Origin of the sequence: Pseudomonas sp. B40(2017), assembly GCF_002112855.1 — a bacterium.
GTDB lineage: Bacteria > Pseudomonadota > Gammaproteobacteria > Pseudomonadales > Pseudomonadaceae > Aquipseudomonas > Aquipseudomonas pharyngis.
This window is the reverse complement of the sequence record NZ_NEIT01000010.1, coordinates 1-21,041: the sequence shown is the minus strand read 5'-3', so window position 1 is coordinate 21,041 and position 21,041 is coordinate 1. Positions and strand designations below refer to the sequence as shown.

Genomic DNA, 21,041 nt, shown 5'->3' with positions numbered 1-21,041 from the left:
GATCCTCTGTGGTTGAAGTCGCCAGCCTATAGCGCATGGAACGGGGCGCTCTTGTACGATCCTGCAAGTCAGCGCGCGGCCCGCAATCGTTCCAGCCAGCGCATGGGCGGTATTCCGTAGCAGCGGGTGAAGTGTCGCGTCATATGACTTTGATCGTGGAAACCCGCGACGAGGGCTGCATCCACCAAGGTGAAACCTTCAAGCACCAATGCGCGGAACCGATCCAGGCGGCGCAGGGTGACAAATCGGTAAGGGCTCGTACCGTAGAGCGTTCTGAAGTCGCGTGACAGGCTCCAGCGTTCGCGCCCACTGGCATGCTCCAGCATCTCCAGCGTAATGCATGAATGCAGATGTTCGAGGATGAACGCTCTGGCGCGCTCGGCTGCGCGGTAGTCCAGACGCTTGCGCCCGCGTGGCTTGCCACCGACGGCACGCAACGCCATTGCCAAGTCAAATAGCGCGTCCTGTTCCTCCAGTGTTTCCAGTGGATGATCCACTGCTTGCACGAAAGCTGCGCTGGCATGGAACAGACGCGGATCGCTCGAAATTCCCCCCGCGATAAAGGGCAAGGGTTCTCCCCCCAGGATGTTCTGGATTAATGCCGGATCAACGTAGGCCATACGGTAACGAAAGCCTGCATCGGTGCCGGCCATACCATCGTGGAGTTCGTCGGGGTGAAGCACGAGCGTGTTGCCGGGAACACCGTGGCGCAGCGAGCCTTCGTAGTGAAAGCTCTGCACGCCTGCCAACGTTCGACCGATCGAATAGGTGTCATGGCGATGTGGATCGTAGCCGTGGCTGCCAAACCACGCTTCGATACGCTCGATCCCTCCAGGTTGAACACTGCGGATGACCCAGTCGGCATTGCCAGCTTGGCCATTTTTCTGATCCATGAATGTGTGCCTTCCTGATTCCGCGCGTTAGTGGTGAAGATCTGTCTGTCGGGAATATACAAGTGGGGGTGTTTAGATGTCTGCTTCTGGCCGAAAGCTGTCGTACGCGAATGGCTGCTATCGACCCAAAGCAGCCGGTTGATCCTAAAAATAAATGCGTCCTCTTTTCTAATTTTGATTAGCACTTGGGGCTCACCGCGATGGACTACTTTGAGTTGGGTAAAATTGATATGCTTGACAACGGAAAGCATACCAATATTTAGCATAGGCCGTATGGCATCAAGGAGTCTCTAATCATGGAAAAAATTAATCTTGAAGCGATTGATCCAAAAGTCGAACCAATTGATGAGAAGCTACACCGCATTGGAAGAGTTGTCATAGGTGCAGCACCCATTGTTGGAAGTCCGTTGTTGGAGATTTTTAATTCTTTACTTGAGGCCCCCTTAAATAAGCGCCGCACAGAAACAATGCTTGCGATTGGAGCGGCTTTAAACGACCTCATAGATCAAGGGGTTGTAACGGAAGCAGGGCTAAAGGAAAATGAAGCATTTATAAGTACGGTTGCAGAAGTTTGCAATATCTCACTAAGGAACCATCAGGCAGAAAAGCTTGAAGCATTACGAAATGCCGTAATAAACTCTGCGCTACCTACATGCCCAAGTGATGATTATCGACAGATTTTCCTTAATTTTGTAGACGTGTGCACAGTTTCACACATTAGGCTCCTAAAGCTTTTCGAGGATCCTGAACGGTGGTTTACAGAGAATAATCGTGTTAAACCATACCAAACTTCAGTATCTCTATCTCAAATTATTGCAAGTGCTATGCCCGAACTAATTGCAAATCATGAAATCCTTGACAGCATATGGAGTGACCTTTACCAAAAGGGGTTGGTTGAGGTAAAGCAGCTTGAAATGATTCTAAGTGCAGATAGTTGCCTGTCAAAACAGAACACAAAATTCGGAAGCAAGCTCGTGGCTTTTTTGAGTTGACCGCTTAGAGAGTGAGATTATCTTGTGAAGCAAATTTTTTATGCTGGCAATGATCGTCAACCGTGTGCAGCAGAATATGCAATAGTCGTTGATAGTTCTGGTTCAATACAACGAGCCCACATTGTTGTGGTGCAGTCTTCACAAAAAGGCATATGGACCAGCTTATACAATACCGACGAAGGAAGAAATAACGTATTGAATAGGATTTTGGTGCAGGATCTTTTAGGAGTTAGAGTAGAGTTTTTGACATTTAATATCATTTTAGACCTGTCCACTAGAATGGAAGGTTTTCGCCTTCCGATTAGGCTAAATTGGGATGACTATCTGCGCAAGGGTAACCCTTACAGAGCTAGGTTTTCTCTTACATCTGACTTTAAACGTTTCTTTCTTCAATTATTTCGCAGAGAAAGTAGAGAGGTCTCAATCTGGAGCGGTCATGTAGTCGGCGGTTGCGCAGAGTTCTACACCGATCTAATGGATCCAGATAGGTACTCACTCGACATTCACGAGGCTAGTAAACTTCTAGAACAAGCCGGATACAGTCGTCCTAAACGTCGCTGCTAACTCAAAACCAGTGGATTTACAGATATGGAGTGGAACGGCCACGTGTCGGGGCGCAATGCGGATTAGAAAAATGGAACAGCCTCAATCGGCTCCGTCGACTGATATTGGCCGTAATCGGTAACTCCCGAGCGTCCGCTTCTGGCCGAAAGCTGCCATTCATCGTGGCAGCTTCGGCCAACGCTCATTCACTCTATCGTTGCGGTTTATCCGCCCGTAGAGGACAAGCGTTTAGCTCTTCACCTCAACATGATCCAACGCCTGATTCACCGCCAACTCACTCAACATCACCAATTGCGCAATCCCGATCGCCGTCTTGCGATGGGCAGGCTCTAGCGTCGCAGCAAAGTTGTTGAGCATCTCGCTGGCCGATCCCAATGATTCGCTGGCGTTGGCGAGCAGGGATTCGGTGTCGTAGGCCGGGTTGGCCAGGTACATGGGGTCGTGTTTGTGGTGGCTGCCCATGACTCGTTGCTGCGGAGTCAGGTAGTGGTCGAGGGCGCGTTCGGCGGCTTCGTTGAGGGTTCGGGAGTCGGGGAATTTGTAGGGCGAAACCGGATCGGTTTCTGGTGGGTTGGGTGTTGGTTTGATCATGGTGAAACTCCTAATTATTGAAAAGGAGCCTTCACCCTCGCTACCAAACGAAGGGTGGCGGCCAATACGCGGGTTGGTAGACCGGTAACTAGGAACCCGGCGCACTCGAAAGTGCCCTGCGCATGGCCACCATCAAGTGCAGACCTGGGGAGGTCTGCGAATAGCGCGCTATGCGACTAGTTAACTCGGGCTACCAAACCCGATCACTGTTTTTCAGTGACCCGGAAACGATAAAACCCGCGTCCCAGACGCACAAGCCGGCGGATTCTGGCGTAGTCGTAGGCAATGACGCAAGGCGTTGTAGCCTTGAGGAAGTAACGCTGAGTGTCTTTAAACAGCAAAGGCCAAAGCCCTTAAACAACCTCCGATGGCTCCTTCAATAACCTTCGTATTGGATCTTTCCCCGGCGCTCTGCTGCCCTGAACTGGCTCCGGCCAGGCCATCACGCAGGATGCCGAACCCGGCTGGCATCTCTGGAGGGCGGGCATCCGAACTGGCGACTGTATTCCCGGCTGAATTGCGACGGGCTTTCGTAGCCCACTCGATAACAGGCGCTCGCCACATCCAGCCCTTCGCCGAGCAACAGCCGGCGGGCTTCCTGCAGGCGCAGTTGTTTCTGATACTGCAGCGGACTCATGGCTGTCACTGCCTTGAAACGATGATGCAATGTGGAGTTGCCCAAGTTGGCGACCCGGGCGAGTTCTTCGATGCGCAAGGGTTGGGTGTAGTGGTTGTTCAACCAATCGATTGCCCGCGTTACTCGCCGTGTTTGCGAGTCGCCGAGGGCAAGCTCATACAGACGACGGCCGTGCACACCCCGCAGGAGGCGGTAATACAACTCGCGAAGGGCGAGCGGTGCCAGCATGCCGATGTCTTTCGGTGTTTCCAGCAGCCGGACCAGCCGCAGCATTGTTTCCAGCAGGGGCACATCGACTTTCTCGAGGAAAAGACCAAGCTCCGGCTCGTCCGGGACGCCTGCCGGCGGAGCGTCGGCGATGACCTGAGCGATTTCCGTGGGCTCGAAATCAAACCGGATACACAGGTAAGGCGCCTCCGGGCTGGCCATCAGCACGCGCCCCGACACCGGAAGGGTGACCGAAACCACCAGGTAGCTGAGGGGGTCGTACAGGTAGTGGTCGTCACTCAGGCCGATTTCCTTTTGCCCTTGCACGATCAGGCAAAGTGCCGGTTTGTGCACGGTATGGATCAGCTCCGAAGGTGCATCGAAACGGATGACATGCAGGGGAGCTATGGCGGTCTCATAGATCCCGGGTGTGGTAAAGCGTTGCGTCAGCAGGCGAACCAGTTCGTCACGGTAGACGGCTGTGTTTTGAAGGATGAAAGCATCGCTCTGTTCCATTTCAAGGCTCTCACAAGTGTTCATGAGCGTCTGCCTGAAGCTTTTCAGGCAGACGATATTCACCCGACATCATCAAAGTACTCATTGCCGATAGAGGATCATTCCGGCGTGATACAGCACGTCGTCATGAAAGTGGCCGTCAGCGGTGAAGCCGGTGTCGTCCCAGTACTGGATGTAATCACCGACCAGTTCGTAGCGGCCCTGATAGGCGCTCTTGTTTTTACCACGGGCCTCGTCGTAACGACCAGTCGTCAGAAGCTCATGACGGATGAATCCATCCGCGGTAACCCACATGCCTGCGTAGCGATGGTTCTGGGTGGTTTTTTTGGCATCTTTCATCACTTTTCCCCTCGGATGTTCAGACTGAGCCGATACGGCCCAAAGCCGTGCGATCAGAGCCGTTTTCGGCAACGCGAAAACCCGGAGTGCGATCACTGCCACCTTCAGTTACGCGCATGCCGGGCGTACGGTCCGAACCATCAGCGGCAACGCGGAACCCTGGAGTGCGGTCACTGCCGCCTTCACTCACGCGCATGCCGGGGGTTCGATCAGCACCGTCAGCGGCCAGGTACAGGCTGGTCGAGGAAAGGTTGATCGCGCAGGCCACCATCGCGCCGATCACCAGTGAAAGGGAAAGCCGTTTTGCGTTTTTCATTGTTCAGTCCTCATTGACGTTATTCATCTGAGCGGCCTGCCGTGGCCTGTGTCTGCATCCGTTGCGTGCTTTCAGATTACGTAGCCGAGCGCAGCGGTGTTAGGACGAAACTGCCGCAGATTTGCCTGATCCTCTCGGGCTGGTCGGGCTGGTCGGGCATGTCGTGCGGCGCGTTTGTGCTGCGGCTCAGCCGGCCGTGACAGTCATGCCGCCGTCGGCCATGACCACCGAACCGACCATGAAGCTGGCCCGGTCCGAGGCGATGAACGCGACCACTTCGGCGATTTCTTCCGGTTGGGCGGCGCGGCCGATCGGCGCCGCTTCGCCATGTTGGGCGAGAAAGGCAGGGCCGTCGTCGACCACATTGTTGAGGATGTTGGTCACCACATCGCCGACACCGACAGCATTGACGCGGATGCCGTGGCCAATGACCTCAAGCGCCAGGGTGCGCGTCAGTTGAGCCAGCGCGCCTTTGGAGGCGGTGTAGGCGGCAATGGTGGGGAAGGCGAAATAGGAGGCGTAGGACGCGATGTTGACGATCGATCCGGATTTGTTGGGCATCATCGCTTTGACCGCCTCCCGGCTATGCAAAAAGGCCGCCGTGGCGTTGACCGCCTGAATGCGTTCCCAGTCTTCGCGGGTCATGTCGATGACCAGTTTGTTGATGATGATGCCGGCGTTGTTGACCAGAATGTCCAGCCGTCCGAATTGCTCGACGGCCAGGGCGACCGCGCGTTCGGCTGCCCCGTCCTGAGTGATGTCGGCCACCAGGGGGACCAGGCCGGGGCGGGCCAGTGCTTCCACCTCAGGGTTTATATCTTCAGCAATGACCTGGGCGCCGCGGGCATGCAGCAGCAGTGCGATGGCCTTGCCGATGCCACTGGCCGCGCCAGTGACCAGTGCGACTTTACCGGCTACTTCGTTTGGGGTGCTGTTCTTGAAGTCGGTCATGATGTTCTCCAGCGTTTTTGATCGAGTAGGGATAAGCCGTGTTGGCGCCGGCGAGGCGCTTTCATCGGCGACGGGCCTACTGTCTCGCAGCGATGCAAAGTCGGCTTTCGTGAGATTGCCCATGCTGTCGGGGTTTTGCGCTGAATGTCAGTGAGGGAGGTTCGGCGCTCGATTCAACCCACGGGAAAAGCCCGATATCATCGAGCCGGTCACCGTGACACGGCGTGCGGGCAAGCATCGGAGACCTGTCTGGCTTCGCACAGCCGAATCTGAAAAGGACGAGTTCATGGCAAATACCCGGCGTACCTCCCAGGATGCGTTGTCGACATCCTCTCGAGACTTGCGCATCACCGGCGAGTCGATGGGTGAGTTCCTGCCAGGTGAACCGCAGGCGTTACCCTCGCGCCCGGAAATCACGGACGTGGTGATTCAGCTGTTTACCCATCGCAGCGTTACTGAGCCCATTCTCGTGCCTGCAGTGGTGGAACCGCTGCTCGTTCTGGTTCTGGCCGGGGCGGCGACGGTAGAGGAGCGCGCATTGGGGGGTGAGTGGGAAGCTGCCGAGGTCAGTGCCGGCGATTTTTTCCTCACCAGTTCCGATGAGCCGTATGAAATGCGCTGGCAGACGCACGGAGGCGATACCTTTGAAGTCATGCATCTTTATTTGGGGCTGCCGCTGATCGAACAGGCGTCTCGAGAGCTGTCGGGCCAGCACGCCGGGCCTGTGCGTTTGCGTGATGTTTCAGGGGCACGGGACGGGCGCGTCGCGTTTGTCATGGAGCAGTTGCGCACCGAATTGCTTCTGGAACGCTCGCCCAGCGCGCTTTTCGCCCGCTCTCTGGCGCAGGCGCTGGCCGTGCATCTGGTGCGCAGCTATCTCGCTGAAAGCCAGCCCGGGCGTCGGGTCAACGCCTTGCAAGCCTACAAATTGCGCAAAGTCACCGACGCCATGCGCGCAAATCTGAGCGCTGAATTCAGCCTGGCAACACTGGCCAGCCTTGCCGAGCTGAGCGAGTACCACTTCAGCCGCCTGTTCAAACGTGCGACGGGACTTTCGCCATCGCAGTACTTCATTCGCATGCGTATGGTTCGTGCGCGGCACCTGCTACTGGAAACCCGCCTTAGCATCATCGACGTCGGGCTGGAGGTCGGCTACTCGAGCCCCAGTCATTTCTCGCAGGTATTTCGTCGTGAAGTGGGCGTAACGCCCAGCGAGTTCCGTGGGGCGTGAGCGGCGCTTCATCACAAATTTGCAAGCGATGCACACAGACACGAATAGGCAAAAGTTGCGCAGGTTTCGGCACGCGCCGACGAGGCCCGTGCCCTTAATCTTTTCGACGTACCCCGCAGCAACGAACGCGTCTTCAGCGGTCGGTGCTGAACCTCAATGCAGACAGCAGGAGCTACGGATATGTCGAACATTCAAAACAAAGTCGTCCTGATTACCGGTGCAAGCAGCGGTATTGGCGAAGCGGCCGCCAGGTTGATCGCCGCCAAAGGCGCGCATGTGGTCCTCGGTGCCCGCCGTACCGAGCGTCTGGACAAACTGGTCAGCGAGATCCAGGCCGAAGGTGGCTCGGCAAGTGCCTGCGCACTGGACGTTACGGATCTGCAATCGATGCACGCCTTCGTGGCGTTCGCCAAGACGCAACATGGCAAGGTCGATGTGATCATCAACAACGCGGGCGTGATGCCGTTGTCTCCGCTGGCTTCGTTGAAGGTCAACGAATGGAACCAGATGCTCGATGTCAACGTTCGCGGCGTACTGCACGGTATTGCCGCTATCCTGCCGGACATGCAGGCGCAGGGTTTCGGTCAGGTCATCAATATCTCGTCGATTGGTGGCCTCGCGGTTTCTCCGACAGCTGCGGTCTACTGCGCGACTAAATTTGCGGTCAGGGCTATCTCGGATGGTCTGCGTCAGGAAACGGACAAGATCCGCGTCACCGTGGTGTGCCCGGGGGTCGTCGAGTCCGAACTGGCCGATACGATTTCCGATGATGTGGCCCGCGAGGAAATGAAAGCCTTCCGCCGTGTGGCGCTCAATGCAGACGCCATTGCGCGAGCGCTCGCCTATGCCATCGAACAGCCCGACGATGTCGATGTGAGTGAGATCGTGGTTCGTCCGACCGCCAGTCCGCACTGAGCCGTTTCGGGCGCAATCACCCGTGGTTTGTGCCCCGTTCTGCCTGGCTATAAAGACTAGAAAAAGGGGACTGATTTATTTTCTACTTTCTGAAAAAAACAGTCCCCCTCGGTTTTATGTCAGAGCGTTACGCATTGACTTTTTTGAAGGAAATCTTTTAGACCAGCCTGGTAAATAGCTAACGGTCGTTTGTCAGCCTCAAACAAGGCAAATGGAATCAAGACCAGATGTGAGAATGTCGTGGCGTTTATTGAGTAGGTTTTTTGCCTGCAAAAGCCATGTTCATTGTTTAGCGTGAAATCAAACTTGAACAGATTTTCCCTTGTGCACCAGCTAGGAATCAAACCAAGACTCAAACCGGTTAAATACTCTTGTCCGCAAGCACCACCAAACGTGAACTCTGAGACTTTTATCTCTAACGTAGGGAGAGGCGAATTTGTCGGCTTGGAGCTGACGTCTTTTGCATCTGGAATGGTTTTTTGTGTCGCTGCGTATGTGTCCTTGCCAAAGCGACTAACTTTCAATGGAGAGTCCATTTCGTAACTGTAGCTGGAGATGATTTCTGCGTTGTCGGCTCCAACGTGTTGGTTGATTGTGGGCTGCGACGAATATGAAGTGCAGCCAGAGAACAGCATTGCAATGCTGATAACAGTAAATCCATTCGCTATTAATCGATGCATGCTCGGTTTTCATCCCGGTTATTCATGGTCTAGGGTTCTGTCGTTCGACACCTTGGCTAAATTCAAGCGCCTCGTCTATCGTCATTTTGCTTGATGCAGTGCTTCGGTTGGTCGCTGCGCTGGGGCTCAAGAGACTATTCGGCAATTCCTTCCGCCGAAAGCCGACGCCATTGTCCTGCCTGACTACAACGACTCAAAGCGGGTGTAGACCTTACAACTCAATCGCCCACGTCTGACTCACCAAATCCTTGCCGAAGCTGTGAATCGGCTCTTCCTCGACCAGCTCAAATCCTGCCCGCTGGTATAACCGGCGGGCATCCACCAGATTGCTGGTGGTCCACAGGATCATCTTTTTGTAGCCGACATTCCGGGCAAAACGCAGACATTCCTCGACCAGCCGATTGCCGATTCCCAAGCCCCGCGCACTGGCATCCACGTAGAGCATGCGCAGTTTCGCGGTGGTTTCGTCGTGGCGGATGACGAACACCGAACCCACCACCTTGCCGTCCTTCTCCGCGATCCAGCAGCGCTCGCCGGTTGGGTCGAATTCGCGCAGGTATTTGGCGACGACCTCTGACACCAGCGCTTCGAACTCTGAATTCCAACCGTATTCACGGCTGTAGATCGCGGTCTGCTGATGCACCACCAGACCCATGTCACCGGGCTGCGGATCGCGCAGGAGATAGGTCGTTGGCTGACCGCCCTCGAGCAGCGTCTGGATCTGCTTCATGGAGGCGATCAGTTGCAGTTGCTGCGGTTCGGACAGGCGTTCGAGCAGGGTGATGACTTCTTGCCGCGAGGCTTGCTCCAGCGGCGCGAGGATCTCGCGGCCGAGGTCGGTGATGTGCAATTGACTGGCGCGGGCGTCGGTGGTGGAGGGTACTTTCTGGATCAGACCCTTTTTGTCGAAACCGCTGATGAGCCGGCTCATGTAGCCCGCGTCGAGGCCCAGCATCTGGCGCAGGTCGGTGCTGGTCAGATCGCCCTGGGACGCAAGTTCGTAGAGGATGCGCAGCTCGGTCAGCGAGTAGTCGCTTTGCAGCAAGTGTTCCTGCAACACGCCGATCTGATGGGTGTAGAAACGGTTGAACTGCCTGACGATGTCGGCGCGGTCGGTGATCGTGGACATGGCGTGATGCTCATATGTTTGCTTTAGGCAACTATATAGTTGCCTTAGGCAAGCAAGTCAAATGAATGATTTCACGACCCCGAACGCAAAGTCAGCCGGAACAAACCGCTCAGTCGTGTCCGTTCGTATGTTTCTGAGGCTCACGGTTTCCAGATGCGTCGCCGCGTGACCGCGATGACAGGGCCATCTCTCCATGCCTGTAAAAAAAACTGACTAGAATCCAAACACACCCATTCATTCAAGGAACGACCCATGTCCGGTTTACGCACGTTGATTGCGACCACGACCTGTATTGCGCTGCTGTGCAGTTCGGTGACCGCGCTGGCCGATCCTGGTAACGGAAAGGGGCAGGGCAAAGGCAATCCGCATAACAGCCAGGATCATGGCAATCAGGGGAAAAAAGGCGGGGGCGGTTATCAGGGGCACGGCCCGAGTATCGATCGCGGCGGGGTGATCGGGATTGTGGACGGCTATCGTGGCTACTGGACCCCGGGCCCGGCGTTGCCGCCCGGCATTCAGAAGAACCTGGCGCGGGGCAAACCGCTGCCGCCCGGTATTGCGAAGAAGCTCGATGGTCGACTGGTCGGCAGGCTGCCGCACTACGACGGCTATGAATGGCAGCAGGTTGGCACCGATCTGATCCTGGTCGCGCTGGCTACAGGGCTGATTTATGAAGTGCTGAATGGCGCCTTTGATTGAAAAATAGATCTGTCCCCATATGAAAAAGCCCGGCGGATAAGGCCGGGCTTTCGTCGGGTACTGCGGTAAAACCGAGCATTCAGGCGTTACGACTTTCGATCAGACGGTCAGAACCACCTTCGGCAACTGCATCACTGAACAGAGGATCAGTTTCGGTCGCGGCAACTGCATCACTGAACAGCGGATCGGTTTCGGTTGCGGCTACGGCGTCACTGAAAAGCGGATCAGTTTCGGTCGCAGCTACGGCATCGCTGAACAGTGGGTCGGTTTGAGTCGCAGCGGCAACCGCATCGCTGAACAGTGGATCGGTTTCAGTCGCCGCAAAAGCATTCAGGGCGAAGAGCGAGAAGGCGATGCCGATGAGGGTTTGGCGTTTCATGGTTCTGTACTCCGTGTGCAGTGGGTTGGTATGGAGCAGATCCTACGCTTTCGATTTGATATGAGAACTTCATTGAATTAATGGTTGTTATTGATGCAGTCAATGGGAGTGCTCGGCCCGGCCACCGCGGGCTTGTTCTTACGTCTTGAAAAAACGGTCGGGCCGGCATGGCGCCAGGGCAGGTGAAACCTGATCGTCGATCAGTTCGTCACTGACCAGGCGGCCTGCGACTGCCGCGAGTGTGACGCCAGGGTGCATCGTACAAACGTACATTGCGCCGATCCCGGGCAGATAACCGATGATGGGCACGCCGTCCGCAGGTATGGGCCTGAGCCCGATACACGCCAATTCTGGCTCAATGGAAATGATACCCGCCAACTCGTTGCGGATGGCCGCTGCGGCTCGTTGCGCTATGGCTTGCGGGCGGTTCTCCAGGGAGTTGTCCAGATAGTCTTCCGCCGCCAGCAAGATTCCTTGCGAACCCTGTCTGACTTCCATCTCAGAACTGGAGATGAGGGTATTCACCCGATCGGGTTGCATCCTGTAGCGGATGAAAACAGCAGGCGAGGTCTCGATCGGAAGGGACAGGTTCAGAGTTTCAGTCAGTTGCCTGATGGCCGTTCCTGCGGCCAATACGACCAGGTCAGCTTCGATGGCACCCGTTGCGGTTTCGACGCCAGTCACCGTTGCATTGCGGAGGGTAAAACCATGCACTCGGGTATGCACCAGTACCGTCGCTCCAAGAGCCTGAGCACCGGCGATCAACGCATGGGTGGCTTGCACGGCGTCCAATGCGCCTTCCTGTGGATTGTAAAAGGCTTGTCGAGGGGGATTTTTGAGGTTCGGCTCAAGGTCGAGAATTTGTGGTTGAGTGAGCAGGTTGGCTGAAGCTTCCAGGTCTGTGCCGGGCGGATAACTCAGGGCGCCCGTCCAGTGAATCTTCAGGTCCGGCAGTTCCGCTTCGAGCCGGTGATACTCCTGGATTGCCGCAGCGCGCAGTTGCGCAATGGGATCGGGCCCACTGTGCGACGTGTTGATCCACGCAAACGAGCGCCCGGTCACGCCACTCGCGACCTCACCGGCCTCGATCACAGTGACCTGCGCACCTTTGCAAGCCAGGTGATAAGCGACGGACGCACCCACGATGCCGGCACCGATGACAATCACACGCCTTGCACTCTCTGTTTTCAAATCAACCTCCAGGTTGTCGATTCGCAATGGTATGAAGCCTATTTCATCCGTCCAGCATTCGGATCAATCGGTTGCCGTGCCGGCGTTCAAATAACCCCGGCCCGGCCTGAACTTCGTTCAGGCCATGTATCCCCCGACTCCATCCCACAACAGCTTCAGCGCCGTGACCACCAGCAAGCCATAACAGGCGCGGTACATCTGACGCTGGTCCAGTCTGGCGTGCAGCCGCCAGCCCAGCCAGACGCCGCAGGGTACAGCGAGCAAGCTGACGAGCATCAGTGTCAGCACGTTGCCGGTAGGTTTGGCCAGCAGCAGCCATGGCACTGCCTTGAGAAGATTGCCCACGGTGAAAAACAGGCTGGTTGTTCCGGCATACATCTGCTTGCTCAGCCCCAGCGGCAGCAGATAGATCGCCAGTGGCGGCCCGCCGGAATGCGCCACCATCGTCGTGATACCCGAAGTAATGCCGGCAGCCACGGCTTTGGGTGAGGAGCGCGGCCGCACTCGCACTTCTCCGCCCGCCTTGAACCACAAACCGACAAACAACAGCGTGATCGCCGCCATGACGATGGCGATGGCGCGGTGGTCCAGTACCCGGAAAAGCAAATAGCCGGCGCCGATGCCGACGATCAAACCTGGTACCAACAACTTCAGGTCGGGTTTTGACCAGGTGGAAGGTTTCCAGTAGCGCAGGCTGAACAGATCCATGGCGACGAACAATGGCGCCAGCAGCCCGCCAGCCGTGATCGGGTCCATCACCAGCGACAGCAGCGGAATCCCGACAATCGCAAAGCCGCCGCCGAACGCGCCCTTCATGAAGCAGATCAGGAACACGCCGGCGAAGGTGACGAGGAGGGTGGTGACGGTCAGATCCACGGCGTGTGCTCACTTCATTTCGGTCGGGGAGTGGCCTTAATTTCGCTCACGGTCTGCAGGATGAACAGTTACAGTTTCGAGGCCGATCCACGGACCAGTTGCCAACTGAATCGAATGTGGGCCTTGGGCAAAGTTCGGTTTGGGGAGATAGGGGCGAATGGGACTTGAAGACATCCTGACCGAAGACCTTTACGTGGTGTTCTGCGGAATCAATCCGGGTTTATTGGCGGCAGCGGGTATCCGGCAAGAAGTCGATCAAGTGGGGGCTGCAAGAGGACACGTTCGGCGGCGCTAACGTCTGGATTCTGCCCAATCCCAGCGGGCGCAATCTGGCGTTCAATCAGGCGCCACTGGTGACGGTGTATCGTCGGCTTTACCTGGCAACACGCGAAACCATGATCGACTCCCGGTCCGGGATGGGTTTTATATAACGCAGCTCGTATTCCCCATTTTTTGATGACGCGCAAGGAGCGGCCCTTGATGGATTACTTGATTCGAAACGCTACGAATGCAGATGCGCCAGCGATCAGTCGAACGATCATCAGTGCTTTGCGCGAATCCAACGTTCAGGACTACTCCGCCGAAATCATCGAGCAAGTGGCGCAAAGCTTTTCTCCCCCGGCGATCCTTCATCTGTTGAGTGAGCGTCAAGTCCTGGTGGCTACAACCGGCAGCCATATCATTGCAACAGCGAGTCTGGATCACGGCATTGTCCGAAGTGTGTTTGTCGATCCGCGCCATCAAGGAAAGGGCGCCGGAAGACGCCTGATGGAGAGGCTTCAATCACTTGCCATCAATGCAGGTCTGAACCAGCTGCGTGTGCCTTCTTCAATCACTGCAGAAGGCTTCTATGCTTCGCTTGGGTTTGAAAAGGTACGAGACGAGTTTCATGGGGCGGAGCGCACGGTCATCATGGAGAAGGCATTGGAGCTGTAGCGCCCCAGAGTGCAGAAATGGGGACAGATTTATTTTCTGAAAAATAAATCTGTCCCCATTTTTTTTGTCCCCATTTTTCCTAAATTCGAGGTCGTTCCAGCTTGATCCACTCTTGTACCGTCGGGCGCTGCCATTGCCGTTGAGCGTAATCCTCCAGCTGAGCCGGCACCGTGTCCCCATTGAGTATCAATCGGTTCAGCATCAACGCGAGATCAACATCGGCGATCGACCATTCACCAAAAAGGTAGTCTGGATTGTCGGTCAGCAGCCATTGAGCGACATCAATCAACTTTTGCTTGGCAGCCTCGGCCGACGCTGACAAGGGTCGGTATTTCTGACCATAGAACACGACAAGGGTAGAGCGCTCCTGTCGGATCGGGAGCAAATCACTGCGTAGCCACGCCTGAACTTGCCTCGCTGCCGCGCGCTTCTGGGGGGGCCGTGGGTAAACAGCTGTCTGGGGGAATACATCTTCCAGGTATTCCGTGATCGCCGATGATTCCGACAACGCAAAGTCGCCATGCACGAGGGTGGGCACTCTTTGAGTCAGGGAAAGACGGGCGTAATCGCTGGCCTGGTTCTCCAGTTTGTCCAGGTCCAGGGTGCTCATTTCGAACTCGATTCCCTTTTCCCGAAGGGTCACAAAGCACGACATTGCGTAGGGACTGGTGAATTGAGCATCGACGTAAAGGCGCAGGCTTGAGTCATTCACAGCGTCATCTCCATATGCGGAATGGCCACGCTAAAAGATTGAGCGCTTTAAATAAAATTCATGTTTCTTATGGGGGCATTCCCATCAGGAATGGGCAAAAAGGCCGATACGATTTCCCATCACCGTTTGCAAATCAGCGGGCCAGCGTCACCCAAGGCGCACCTTCAGCAAAAGCTCCCTCCACCCATTCCTTGAACGCCGCAGTCGTCGCCGTGTTGAACCGCGCCGACGGCCGCACCAGATAAACCCCCGTGTCGGCGTCCAGTTGCCACTCGGGAAGCACCCGCACCAGACGCCCCTCGCGCAGGTCCTTGGTCATCAGCCAGTCGCCTCCGGCCAAAATCCCCACGCCCATGCGCGCGGCACACAGCTGCGCTTCGTTGTCGTTGCTGACCAGACGGCTGCGGATTTTCAGAGTGTGTTTCTCGTCGCCACGGGTCAGTCGCCATTCGGGATACGAATGCAACCCGGTAAACCCCAGGCAATGATGATTGGCAAGATCCGCCGGCGTTTTCGGCTCGCCGTGCTGTTGAAGATAGGAGGGCGCGACACACAGGATTCGGCGGTGATCGCAGAGTTTCTTCGCCACCAGCCGATTGTCCGCCAGCTCGCCGATGCGGATCGCAGCGTCGAAACCCTCGGCGACGATATCGACAAAGCGCTCGGCATATTCAACCTCCAGCGCCACGTTCGGATGGGACAGGGCAAACGCCGAAACGATATCGCCCAGCCACAGCCGCCCCATGGCGGCCGGCAGGGCGATGCGCAAACGCCCGCGAACTTCGGCGGCACCCTCGCGCGCATCCTGCTCCGCTTCGGCGATCAGGCTGACCGCATGCCCGAACCGCGCCACCAGCCGTTGCCCCTCATCGGTGAAACGCAATTGCCGGGTGGTGCGCTCGATCAGCCGCACCCCCAGTCGCGACTCCAGCGCGCTGAGCCGTTTCGACAGCACCGAGGGATGGCGCTGCAACGTCCGGCCCGCCGCCGCAAACGAGCCGTGCTCGGCCAGGGCCAGCAGGGTGGCGACTTCATCGGCCTGACGGCTATCGAACAGATCCATGCAACGACAACCCTCGTGGATGACCCGAAAAAAAGACTCAAGGCACCAGCACAACCGCCCCCGGCAAACCGCCCCGGTGCAGATCGGCATGGGCCCGGGCGGCGTCCGCCAGCGGATAACGACGCCCGACATTGGGCCGGATGATACCGGCGTCAATCGCTTGCAACACGTCCTTTGCGCGCTGCTGGTATTCCTCCGGCGTGGCGGTGTGGGCGGCGAGGGACGGTCGGGTCAGGAACAACGAACCCTTGGCGTTCAGAGTGCTTATCTCGACCGGCGCCGGCGCCCCCGACGCCATGCCGAACGACACCAGCAACCCGCGCGGGCGCAGGCAATTCAAAGACGCCTCGAAAGACACCCGGCCAATCGGGTCGTACACCACATCCACTTTCTGGCCCTGGGTAAGGTCGACCACCGCGTCGGCCAGCGTCGCCGCATCGAACACCAACACCTCATCACAACCCGCCAACCGGGCCCGCTCGATACTCTCGGCGCTGGACACCACACCAATCACCAACGCCCCCAAATGCTTCGCCCACGGCACCATGATCTGCCCCAGCGCACCGGCCGCACCGTAGATCAGCACCGTCGAACCCGGCCCGACCGGGTAAGTGGACTTGAGCAAATACTGCGCGGTAATGCCCTTGAACAGCACAGCCGCCGCGTCCTCGAAACTCAGGCTGTCGGGGATCTTCACCAGCCGATTGGCCGGGTAGAGGCGGGCGCTGGCATAGGCGCCGATGGGGCCCGTGGCATAGGCGACCCGGTCGCCGACCGCCACGTTCGTCACATCGGCCCCCACCGCCACAACCCGCCCGGCGCCCTCAAGCCCCAACCCGGAAGGCAACGCCAACGGCGCGGCACCGGAACGTTGGCTCAAGTCGAGCGGGTTGACGCCAATGGCGAACTGCTCAAGCCAGACCTCGCCGGGGCCGGGTGTTTGCGCGGTGGACTGCGCAAACTGAATGACTTTAGGCTCACCGGTTTGATGGATGACGGCGGTGGTGACCATGTTGGACGCTCCCTTACGTTGATCGTGGGGAGAGTCTAAAGGTGTGCGTGGGGAGCACTAGTCGGGTTGAATGCAGTTCATATGTGCATTTGATGCAGTAATTGGATCAAGGCCCCGCGTGGTTCGAAACGCAAACAGCCCGGGCCGACGCCTTCGTCGTTAACGAGGGTGTCGGCCCGGGCTGTTTTGCATTCCATAACCTCTTGAGCCGGACTTTTTCCTGCAACGGGAGACTCAATAAGTCGCGCTGTAGAAGCCGCCACGAACGGCTCCTACAGCCATCGCCGACTTACGCGACCTCGACGTGATCCAGCGCCTGATTCACCGCCAGCTCGGCAATCATCACGATCTGCGTAATACCGATCGCCGTCTTGCGATGCGAGGGATCAAGCGTGGCCGCGAAATTACTGAGCATCTCACTGGCCGCTCCGAGGTTTTCGCTGGCGTTGGCCAGCAAGCATTCGGTGTTGAATTTCGGATTGGCCAGGTACATCCGCTCGGGCTCGTTCAAGGACGACATGATCCCGGCGGCGGGGAAGAGGTAATGATCCAGCGCACGCTCGGCGGCGTCGTGGAGTTTTTTGGAGTTTGGGGATTCGTAGGGGGAGGTGGGGTCGGTTTCGGGTGGGTTGGGTGTTGGTTTGATCATGATGTATCTCCTGGAAAGCAATCTAGGAGCCATCACCCTTCGCTACCAAACGTAAGGTGGTGGCCATGCTCAGGTTGGTAGACCGGTCCAGGAACCCGGCGCTTCCGAAGAAGCCCTGCGCACGGCCACCATAAAAAAGCAGAGACGAGAACGATCCCTGCAAAGAGGTGGCGCTATGCGCCTGGAAATACCGGGCTACCAAACCCGATCACTGATTTTCAGTGACCCCAGAACGATAAAAGCCGCATGCCAGGCGCACAAGCCGGCGGATTCTGGCGTAGTCGTAGGCAATGACGCAAGGCGTTGTAGCCTTGGGGAAGTTACGGCGGGTTGCTTTAAACGGTGCTGTTTAAGCGCTCAAAGGTGAGGGCTCATTAACAGTCCGGTCCCTCATTGGCTGAAAGAGAGAGGGCGAAGTGATTTGGATGTCGAGATGGCGGGGGCTATGTGAGTAGTTCGCAGCAGAGAGAAGCGCTTGGCACGGAACCAAGCGCTCAAGGTAGGGCGGGGGCACTTACGGCTCCACCCTGATGTTTCAGTTTTTGCTGGCGTTCAGCTTGCGCAGTTCTTCGTAGGTCGCCGACTGGACGAACCAGAAGCCGGAAATGATGCACCAGCACAGGGTGCCGGCCACGAAGATACCCAGCGCCGGCAAGAACCCACTGGTGAAAATCGCGACGATAGCGACCAGCCAGATGAATGCTAGGGAGAGATACAGGACGGTGTTGTTAACGCTGATGACGAAGTCTTTCACGAGGGCATATTCCTTGCGGGATGTAGAAAAAATCCCCCTCTCCGGGGGGATGAATGCATGCTATCACATTGCCTTCATCGTTCAAGATAAGAGCGGGCGGACCTCATTTTCCTTCTGGGGGTGTAGGGGAGATGGATCGATGACCAGAGGCACCCGAAATCTCAAGCAGTGAATGACCGACTACTCGTTTCAGCCGTGCTACGCGAGGTGTTGATAACCACGATGATTTCTCAACTCCGACAGGTGCAGGATTTTAGGTTTTCGTGGCATCATTAGGCCACATTAGCTCAACCCAGTTAAGTAGGATGCTATGAATTTAATTGAAAGCGTGATGATTAAAGGATTCTGGGGTAACCATGAGATCGCCTTCAAAGCTAAAGAAGATCTTAATTTTATAATTGGCCCTAACGGGTCGGGAAAGTCTACTACGCTGAAAATTATTTCGGGCGTTTTACGTGCGGATAAAGAGTACCTTTCTGATTTGGAATTTGAGACCGTAAGAATTAATTTGAGGGATCCAAAGTCTAAGCGTAAACCATATATAGAAGTATCCAAGAATTTAGGTGTGCCATTTTTTCATTGTGATTACAAGATTGTGGAGTCCTCTACTGAAAAACCTTATTCCTATGTTTTAAGCGAGGTCGATGGTTATGACTCTGCTGCAAAGAATTCGTTTTTTATACGTGCTCAGTTTACTGGTAACGCTGTAGCAGGCAGGACACTTCAAAAGCATTTGTCAGAAATGGTTTCGCTGACATGGCTTTCTGTTCAACGCGCTGCGAACCTTAAAATACCTGGAGGCAATGATCCTGTTGATTTGTGTTTGGAAGATTTTTCTAATAGGTTGGTTAGGTATTTGTCTTCACTGAGCAAGCGCGTCAATTTGCTGTATGAAAAGTTTCAAGAACAGATTTTTCTATCTCTCTTGGTTAAAGAGAGTGACAAGTTGACTGCCTTGCCAGATAAGGCGAAGGTTAACAGCGAAAAGCAAGCTCTGCTTCAGATATTCTCCGAGTTCAAAGTTGATAAAAAGAACTACCAACGAAAGCTGGAGGGGCATTTTGGGATTTTGGAAGATCTGCGCGGAAGATGGGAGAATGGGAAAACTGCGGATCTAAAACCCAATGATTTCATGGCTCTTTTTTCTCTCCATCGAATCGAGAGCACAGTCGATTTCTGGGAAGGCATCACAGCTGAGAAGAAAAGCATTCTTTCTTCTAGAGATAAATTCATCGATATTTTGAATCAGCTCCTTTTGAAAAAGACTTTGTCGCTGAATGAACGCAATGAATTGGTAATTAAAACGTCTTCTGGGAAGATGCTGAAGCCAACTCAGTTATCTTCAGGAGAGAAACAAATTATTGTTATTTTGGGGGAAGCGCTCCTCCAAGAGGGTGAGAATTTTATCTATATGGCTGATGAGCCGGAAATTTCCTTGCATGTGGCTTGGCAGGAAAGTTTGGCAAAAAATATAAAGATATTAAATCCGGCAGCGCAGATTATCTTTGCTACACACTCTCCGGACGTTGTTGGTCCTGATCAGGATTGCCTCATTCATATGGATCGTTGCATAAAATGACTTTCACAAGAACAAATTCTGGTCAGTCAAATATGCATGCTTTTCTAGATGTGAATTATATAATTTACTCCGAGGGCGGTGCGTTTGATAAAGCTGTCGGTCAAAGCAGTAGTTCTATTGATGCTGTTTTCTGGAAAGGTTTTTTTTCGAGATTTCTCCCGGACCTCTCGTATTCAATTAAGTCCTTAGGCTCTAAGGATAATCTTTTGCCCTACGCGAAAGATATCGCTGATGCCAAAATTGCCAACACGATCGTGGTGATGGATAGGGATCATGATCATCATCGTCAGTGCATCATTAATCACCCGTGTATTATTTACACATATGGATACAGTTGGGAAAATGATGCGTGGCGAGCGGAATCAGTGATATCCAAACTCGATAGAATATCGGCGGGTGGCGTTCCAGCAGAGGTCGCCGATGAAATTCGCATGAAATGTCGTAATTTTTTTACTGATTTTAATCGTCTGATATTTGTGGATGTGCTTTGCTCTCTTGAACGTGTCCAAGGAATTCATAGGGAAAAATTTTGGAGTTTTGTAGATTCGCGAGATGTCAATCGACTTAGGGTAAAGAAAGACGCGTTCCGAAAACTTATAACTACTATAAAGGCAGGGCGGGTCAATAAGTTCAGGCATGTTGGAGGGGATCGCATTGTTTCTGAGAGGGATTGCTATGGAAAACTACTTGCTAAGTTTCTATATGATATATTTTGTGAAGGGTTTCAAGCTCTGACCGGTCAGAAGAACTTGCCACGTGCAATGGCGGATATTTTTATGGCTGAGCATTTTCAGCATGTGGACTTGGATCGAGATCCCTGTATTAAAACTTATTACTCGAGTGTGGCGCAATCTCTCTCAAATTACTTGTCATGATGATTGCAGTTGCGTGTCTGGATTTTAAAATTGGTGGAAAGCTTTAGTGTTGAAGGTTTTAGTTGTCGGGCGGTGTGATTTTAGGGGGGGCACTTCTTTGTTTTGTTTAAGAGGTAAGTGGGTCCCCTTTGTCGCTTAAAAATTGCCTAAGGTTGTTTCTAGGGTTTAAGTTTTGATCTGGTTGTTATGTTTGTGAAATAAAAAAAAGGTGCTTTTTTTTGATCTGTTAGATTTGATCTAAGCAAACATTTCAAAAAACTCCCAAGTTGCGCTCCTGCAAATTCGATTTTAAAAAATACGCGTTTGAGATCAAGCCTTAACCCACCGCCCCCGCCCCCAACCACTCAACCAATCC

Annotated in this window: 24 protein-coding genes and 1 pseudogene; 8 read left to right on the top strand and 17 right to left on the bottom strand. The window is 55.0% G+C overall.

Annotation, left to right across the window (positions count from 1 at the left end):
• Nucleotides 1-68: 68 nt before the first annotated feature.
• Nucleotides 69-893, bottom strand: a complete 825-nt coding sequence (locus tag CAF76_RS25730; RefSeq protein ID WP_085649065.1) for an AraC family transcriptional regulator — start codon at nt 891-893, stop codon at nt 69-71.
• Between the two features lie 296 nt (nt 894-1,189).
• On the opposite strand from CAF76_RS25730, the gene CAF76_RS25725 reads away from it, so the two are divergent.
• A complete protein-coding gene (locus CAF76_RS25725; RefSeq protein WP_085649064.1) occupies nt 1,190-1,885 on the top strand; it encodes a hypothetical protein in 696 nt (231 codons plus the stop codon).
• A gap of 792 nt (nt 1,886-2,677) precedes the next feature.
• On the opposite strand, the gene CAF76_RS25715 is transcribed toward CAF76_RS25725, so the two are convergent.
• The 5 genes from CAF76_RS25715 to CAF76_RS25695 all read right to left on the bottom strand — a co-directional run bounded on the left by CAF76_RS25715 (nt 2,678) and on the right by CAF76_RS25695 (nt 6,006).
• Nucleotides 2,678-3,040, bottom strand: a complete 363-nt coding sequence (locus tag CAF76_RS25715; protein WP_074690824.1) for a DUF6124 family protein — start codon at nt 3,038-3,040, stop codon at nt 2,678-2,680.
• 442 nt (nt 3,041-3,482) lie between these two features.
• Nucleotides 3,483-4,400: an AraC family transcriptional regulator gene (locus CAF76_RS25710; protein WP_085649062.1), complete on the bottom strand. Its 918-nt coding sequence runs from the start codon at nt 4,398-4,400 to the stop codon at nt 3,483-3,485.
• A gap of 81 nt (nt 4,401-4,481) precedes the next feature.
• A complete protein-coding gene (locus tag CAF76_RS25705) occupies nt 4,482-4,739 on the bottom strand; it encodes an Atu4866 domain-containing protein (protein WP_085649061.1) in 258 nt (85 codons plus the stop codon).
• Between the two features lie 19 nt (nt 4,740-4,758).
• A complete protein-coding gene (locus CAF76_RS25700) occupies nt 4,759-5,055 on the bottom strand; it encodes a hypothetical protein (protein ID WP_085649060.1) in 297 nt (98 codons plus the stop codon).
• 186 nt (nt 5,056-5,241) lie between these two features.
• Nucleotides 5,242-6,006 carry an SDR family NAD(P)-dependent oxidoreductase gene (locus tag CAF76_RS25695; RefSeq protein WP_011333890.1) on the bottom strand — a complete coding sequence of 255 codons (765 nt, stop codon included), beginning with the start codon at nt 6,004-6,006 and terminating at the stop codon, nt 5,242-5,244.
• Nucleotides 6,007-6,292: 286 nt separating this feature from the next.
• Here CAF76_RS25695 and CAF76_RS25690 point away from each other — a divergent pair, with 286 nt between their 5' ends.
• Both CAF76_RS25690 and CAF76_RS25685 read left to right on the top strand, forming a co-directional pair.
• A complete protein-coding gene (locus CAF76_RS25690; protein ID WP_085649059.1) occupies nt 6,293-7,237 on the top strand; it encodes an AraC family transcriptional regulator in 945 nt (314 codons plus the stop codon).
• 180 nt (nt 7,238-7,417) lie between these two features.
• Nucleotides 7,418-8,152, top strand: coding sequence for an SDR family oxidoreductase (locus tag CAF76_RS25685; protein ID WP_085649058.1), 735 nt, complete (start codon nt 7,418-7,420; stop codon nt 8,150-8,152).
• A gap of 119 nt (nt 8,153-8,271) precedes the next feature.
• Here CAF76_RS25685 and CAF76_RS25680 read toward each other — a convergent pair whose 3' ends face one another.
• The 3 genes and pseudogenes from CAF76_RS25680 to CAF76_RS28920 form a co-directional block, all read right to left on the bottom strand.
• Nucleotides 8,272-8,832, bottom strand: a complete 561-nt coding sequence (locus tag CAF76_RS25680; protein WP_085649057.1) for a hypothetical protein — start codon at nt 8,830-8,832, stop codon at nt 8,272-8,274.
• Between the two features lie 211 nt (nt 8,833-9,043).
• Nucleotides 9,044-9,961: a helix-turn-helix domain-containing GNAT family N-acetyltransferase gene (locus CAF76_RS25675; protein WP_085649056.1), complete on the bottom strand. Its 918-nt coding sequence runs from the start codon at nt 9,959-9,961 to the stop codon at nt 9,044-9,046.
• Between the two features lie 57 nt (nt 9,962-10,018).
• A pseudogene (locus CAF76_RS28920) lies at nt 10,019-10,123 on the bottom strand (phytanoyl-CoA dioxygenase); the annotation flags it as partial.
• A gap of 90 nt (nt 10,124-10,213) precedes the next feature.
• Here CAF76_RS28920 and CAF76_RS25670 point away from each other — a divergent pair.
• Complete coding sequence (locus CAF76_RS25670) at nt 10,214-10,660, top strand: anti-virulence regulator CigR family protein (protein ID WP_064595936.1); 447 nt, start codon at nt 10,214-10,216, stop codon at nt 10,658-10,660.
• A gap of 79 nt (nt 10,661-10,739) precedes the next feature.
• On the opposite strand, the gene CAF76_RS25665 is transcribed toward CAF76_RS25670, so the two are convergent.
• The 3 genes from CAF76_RS25665 to CAF76_RS25655 all read right to left on the bottom strand — a co-directional run bounded on the left by CAF76_RS25665 (nt 10,740) and on the right by CAF76_RS25655 (nt 13,106).
• Nucleotides 10,740-11,039, bottom strand: coding sequence for a hypothetical protein (locus tag CAF76_RS25665; RefSeq protein WP_039773167.1), 300 nt, complete (start codon nt 11,037-11,039; stop codon nt 10,740-10,742).
• Nucleotides 11,040-11,177: 138 nt separating this feature from the next.
• Entirely contained in the window at nt 11,178-12,230 is a 1,053-nt protein-coding gene (locus tag CAF76_RS25660) for an FAD-binding oxidoreductase (protein ID WP_085649055.1), read from the bottom strand.
• 117 nt (nt 12,231-12,347) lie between these two features.
• A complete protein-coding gene (locus CAF76_RS25655) occupies nt 12,348-13,106 on the bottom strand; it encodes a sulfite exporter TauE/SafE family protein (RefSeq protein WP_064595945.1) in 759 nt (252 codons plus the stop codon).
• Nucleotides 13,107-13,263: 157 nt separating this feature from the next.
• Between CAF76_RS25655 and CAF76_RS29165 the strand changes: the two genes are divergently transcribed.
• Together CAF76_RS29165 and CAF76_RS25645 are read left to right on the top strand one after the other, a co-directional pair.
• Complete coding sequence (locus CAF76_RS29165) at nt 13,264-13,401, top strand: hypothetical protein (RefSeq protein ID WP_371857936.1); 138 nt, start codon at nt 13,264-13,266, stop codon at nt 13,399-13,401.
• Nucleotides 13,402-13,586: 185 nt separating this feature from the next.
• Entirely contained in the window at nt 13,587-14,042 is a 456-nt protein-coding gene (locus tag CAF76_RS25645; protein WP_085649054.1) for a GNAT family N-acetyltransferase, read from the top strand.
• Nucleotides 14,043-14,121: 79 nt separating this feature from the next.
• Here the strand turns inward: CAF76_RS25645 and yfcF are convergent, their stop codons facing one another.
• The 5 genes from yfcF to CAF76_RS25620 all read right to left on the bottom strand — a co-directional run bounded on the left by yfcF (nt 14,122) and on the right by CAF76_RS25620 (nt 18,232).
• A complete protein-coding gene (yfcF, locus tag CAF76_RS25640; protein ID WP_085649053.1) occupies nt 14,122-14,754 on the bottom strand; it encodes a glutathione transferase in 633 nt (210 codons plus the stop codon).
• A 133-nt stretch (nt 14,755-14,887) separates the two neighbouring features.
• Nucleotides 14,888-15,817: a LysR family transcriptional regulator gene (locus tag CAF76_RS25635; RefSeq protein WP_085649052.1), complete on the bottom strand. Its 930-nt coding sequence runs from the start codon at nt 15,815-15,817 to the stop codon at nt 14,888-14,890.
• A gap of 37 nt (nt 15,818-15,854) precedes the next feature.
• Nucleotides 15,855-16,829, bottom strand: coding sequence for a quinone oxidoreductase (locus CAF76_RS25630; protein ID WP_085649051.1), 975 nt, complete (start codon nt 16,827-16,829; stop codon nt 15,855-15,857).
• A 289-nt stretch (nt 16,830-17,118) separates the two neighbouring features.
• Entirely contained in the window at nt 17,119-17,478 is a 360-nt protein-coding gene (locus CAF76_RS25625; protein ID WP_039773181.1) for a DUF6124 family protein, read from the bottom strand.
• 535 nt (nt 17,479-18,013) lie between these two features.
• Nucleotides 18,014-18,232, bottom strand: coding sequence for a hypothetical protein (locus tag CAF76_RS25620; protein WP_011333849.1), 219 nt, complete (start codon nt 18,230-18,232; stop codon nt 18,014-18,016).
• A gap of 310 nt (nt 18,233-18,542) precedes the next feature.
• On the opposite strand from CAF76_RS25620, the gene CAF76_RS25615 reads away from it, so the two are divergent.
• Together CAF76_RS25615 and CAF76_RS25610 are read left to right on the top strand one after the other, a co-directional pair.
• Complete coding sequence (locus CAF76_RS25615; RefSeq protein ID WP_085649050.1) at nt 18,543-19,811, top strand: AAA family ATPase; 1,269 nt, start codon at nt 18,543-18,545, stop codon at nt 19,809-19,811.
• Nucleotides 19,808-20,686: a DUF4435 domain-containing protein gene (locus tag CAF76_RS25610; RefSeq protein ID WP_085649049.1), complete on the top strand. Its 879-nt coding sequence runs from the start codon at nt 19,808-19,810 to the stop codon at nt 20,684-20,686. The genes CAF76_RS25615 and CAF76_RS25610 overlap by 4 nt, the downstream gene beginning before the upstream one ends.
• The last annotated feature ends 355 nt before the right edge of the window (nt 20,687-21,041 follow it).

Bases quoted from the DNA above. Each gene is read 5' to 3' on its own strand.
- CAF76_RS25730 (WP_085649065.1), bottom strand. From the start codon at position 893: ATGGATCAGAAAAATGGCCAAGCTGGCAATGCCGACTGGGTCATCCGC.
- CAF76_RS25725 (WP_085649064.1), top strand. From the start codon at position 1,190: ATGGAAAAAATTAATCTTGAAGCGATTGATCCAAAAGTCGAACCAATT.
- CAF76_RS25715 (WP_074690824.1), bottom strand. From the start codon at position 3,040: ATGATCAAACCAACACCCAACCCACCAGAAACCGATCCGGTTTCGCCC.
- CAF76_RS25710 (WP_085649062.1), bottom strand. From the start codon at position 4,400: ATGGAACAGAGCGATGCTTTCATCCTTCAAAACACAGCCGTCTACCGT.
- CAF76_RS25705 (WP_085649061.1), bottom strand. From the start codon at position 4,739: ATGAAAGATGCCAAAAAAACCACCCAGAACCATCGCTACGCAGGCATG.
- CAF76_RS25700 (WP_085649060.1), bottom strand. From the start codon at position 5,055: ATGAAAAACGCAAAACGGCTTTCCCTTTCACTGGTGATCGGCGCGATG.
- CAF76_RS25695 (WP_011333890.1), bottom strand. From the start codon at position 6,006: ATGACCGACTTCAAGAACAGCACCCCAAACGAAGTAGCCGGTAAAGTC.
- CAF76_RS25690 (WP_085649059.1), top strand. From the start codon at position 6,293: ATGGCAAATACCCGGCGTACCTCCCAGGATGCGTTGTCGACATCCTCT.
- CAF76_RS25685 (WP_085649058.1), top strand. From the start codon at position 7,418: ATGTCGAACATTCAAAACAAAGTCGTCCTGATTACCGGTGCAAGCAGC.
- CAF76_RS25680 (WP_085649057.1), bottom strand. From the start codon at position 8,832: ATGCATCGATTAATAGCGAATGGATTTACTGTTATCAGCATTGCAATG.
- CAF76_RS25675 (WP_085649056.1), bottom strand. From the start codon at position 9,961: ATGTCCACGATCACCGACCGCGCCGACATCGTCAGGCAGTTCAACCGT.
- CAF76_RS25670 (WP_064595936.1), top strand. From the start codon at position 10,214: ATGTCCGGTTTACGCACGTTGATTGCGACCACGACCTGTATTGCGCTG.
- CAF76_RS25665 (WP_039773167.1), bottom strand. From the start codon at position 11,039: ATGAAACGCCAAACCCTCATCGGCATCGCCTTCTCGCTCTTCGCCCTG.
- CAF76_RS29165 (WP_371857936.1), top strand. From the start codon at position 13,264: ATGGGACTTGAAGACATCCTGACCGAAGACCTTTACGTGGTGTTCTGC.
- CAF76_RS25645 (WP_085649054.1), top strand. From the start codon at position 13,587: ATGGATTACTTGATTCGAAACGCTACGAATGCAGATGCGCCAGCGATC.
- CAF76_RS25635 (WP_085649052.1), bottom strand. From the start codon at position 15,817: ATGGATCTGTTCGATAGCCGTCAGGCCGATGAAGTCGCCACCCTGCTG.
- CAF76_RS25630 (WP_085649051.1), bottom strand. From the start codon at position 16,829: ATGGTCACCACCGCCGTCATCCATCAAACCGGTGAGCCTAAAGTCATT.
- CAF76_RS25625 (WP_039773181.1), bottom strand. From the start codon at position 17,478: ATGATCAAACCAACACCCAACCCACCCGAAACCGACCCCACCTCCCCC.
- CAF76_RS25615 (WP_085649050.1), top strand. From the start codon at position 18,543: ATGAATTTAATTGAAAGCGTGATGATTAAAGGATTCTGGGGTAACCAT.
- CAF76_RS25610 (WP_085649049.1), top strand. From the start codon at position 19,808: ATGACTTTCACAAGAACAAATTCTGGTCAGTCAAATATGCATGCTTTT.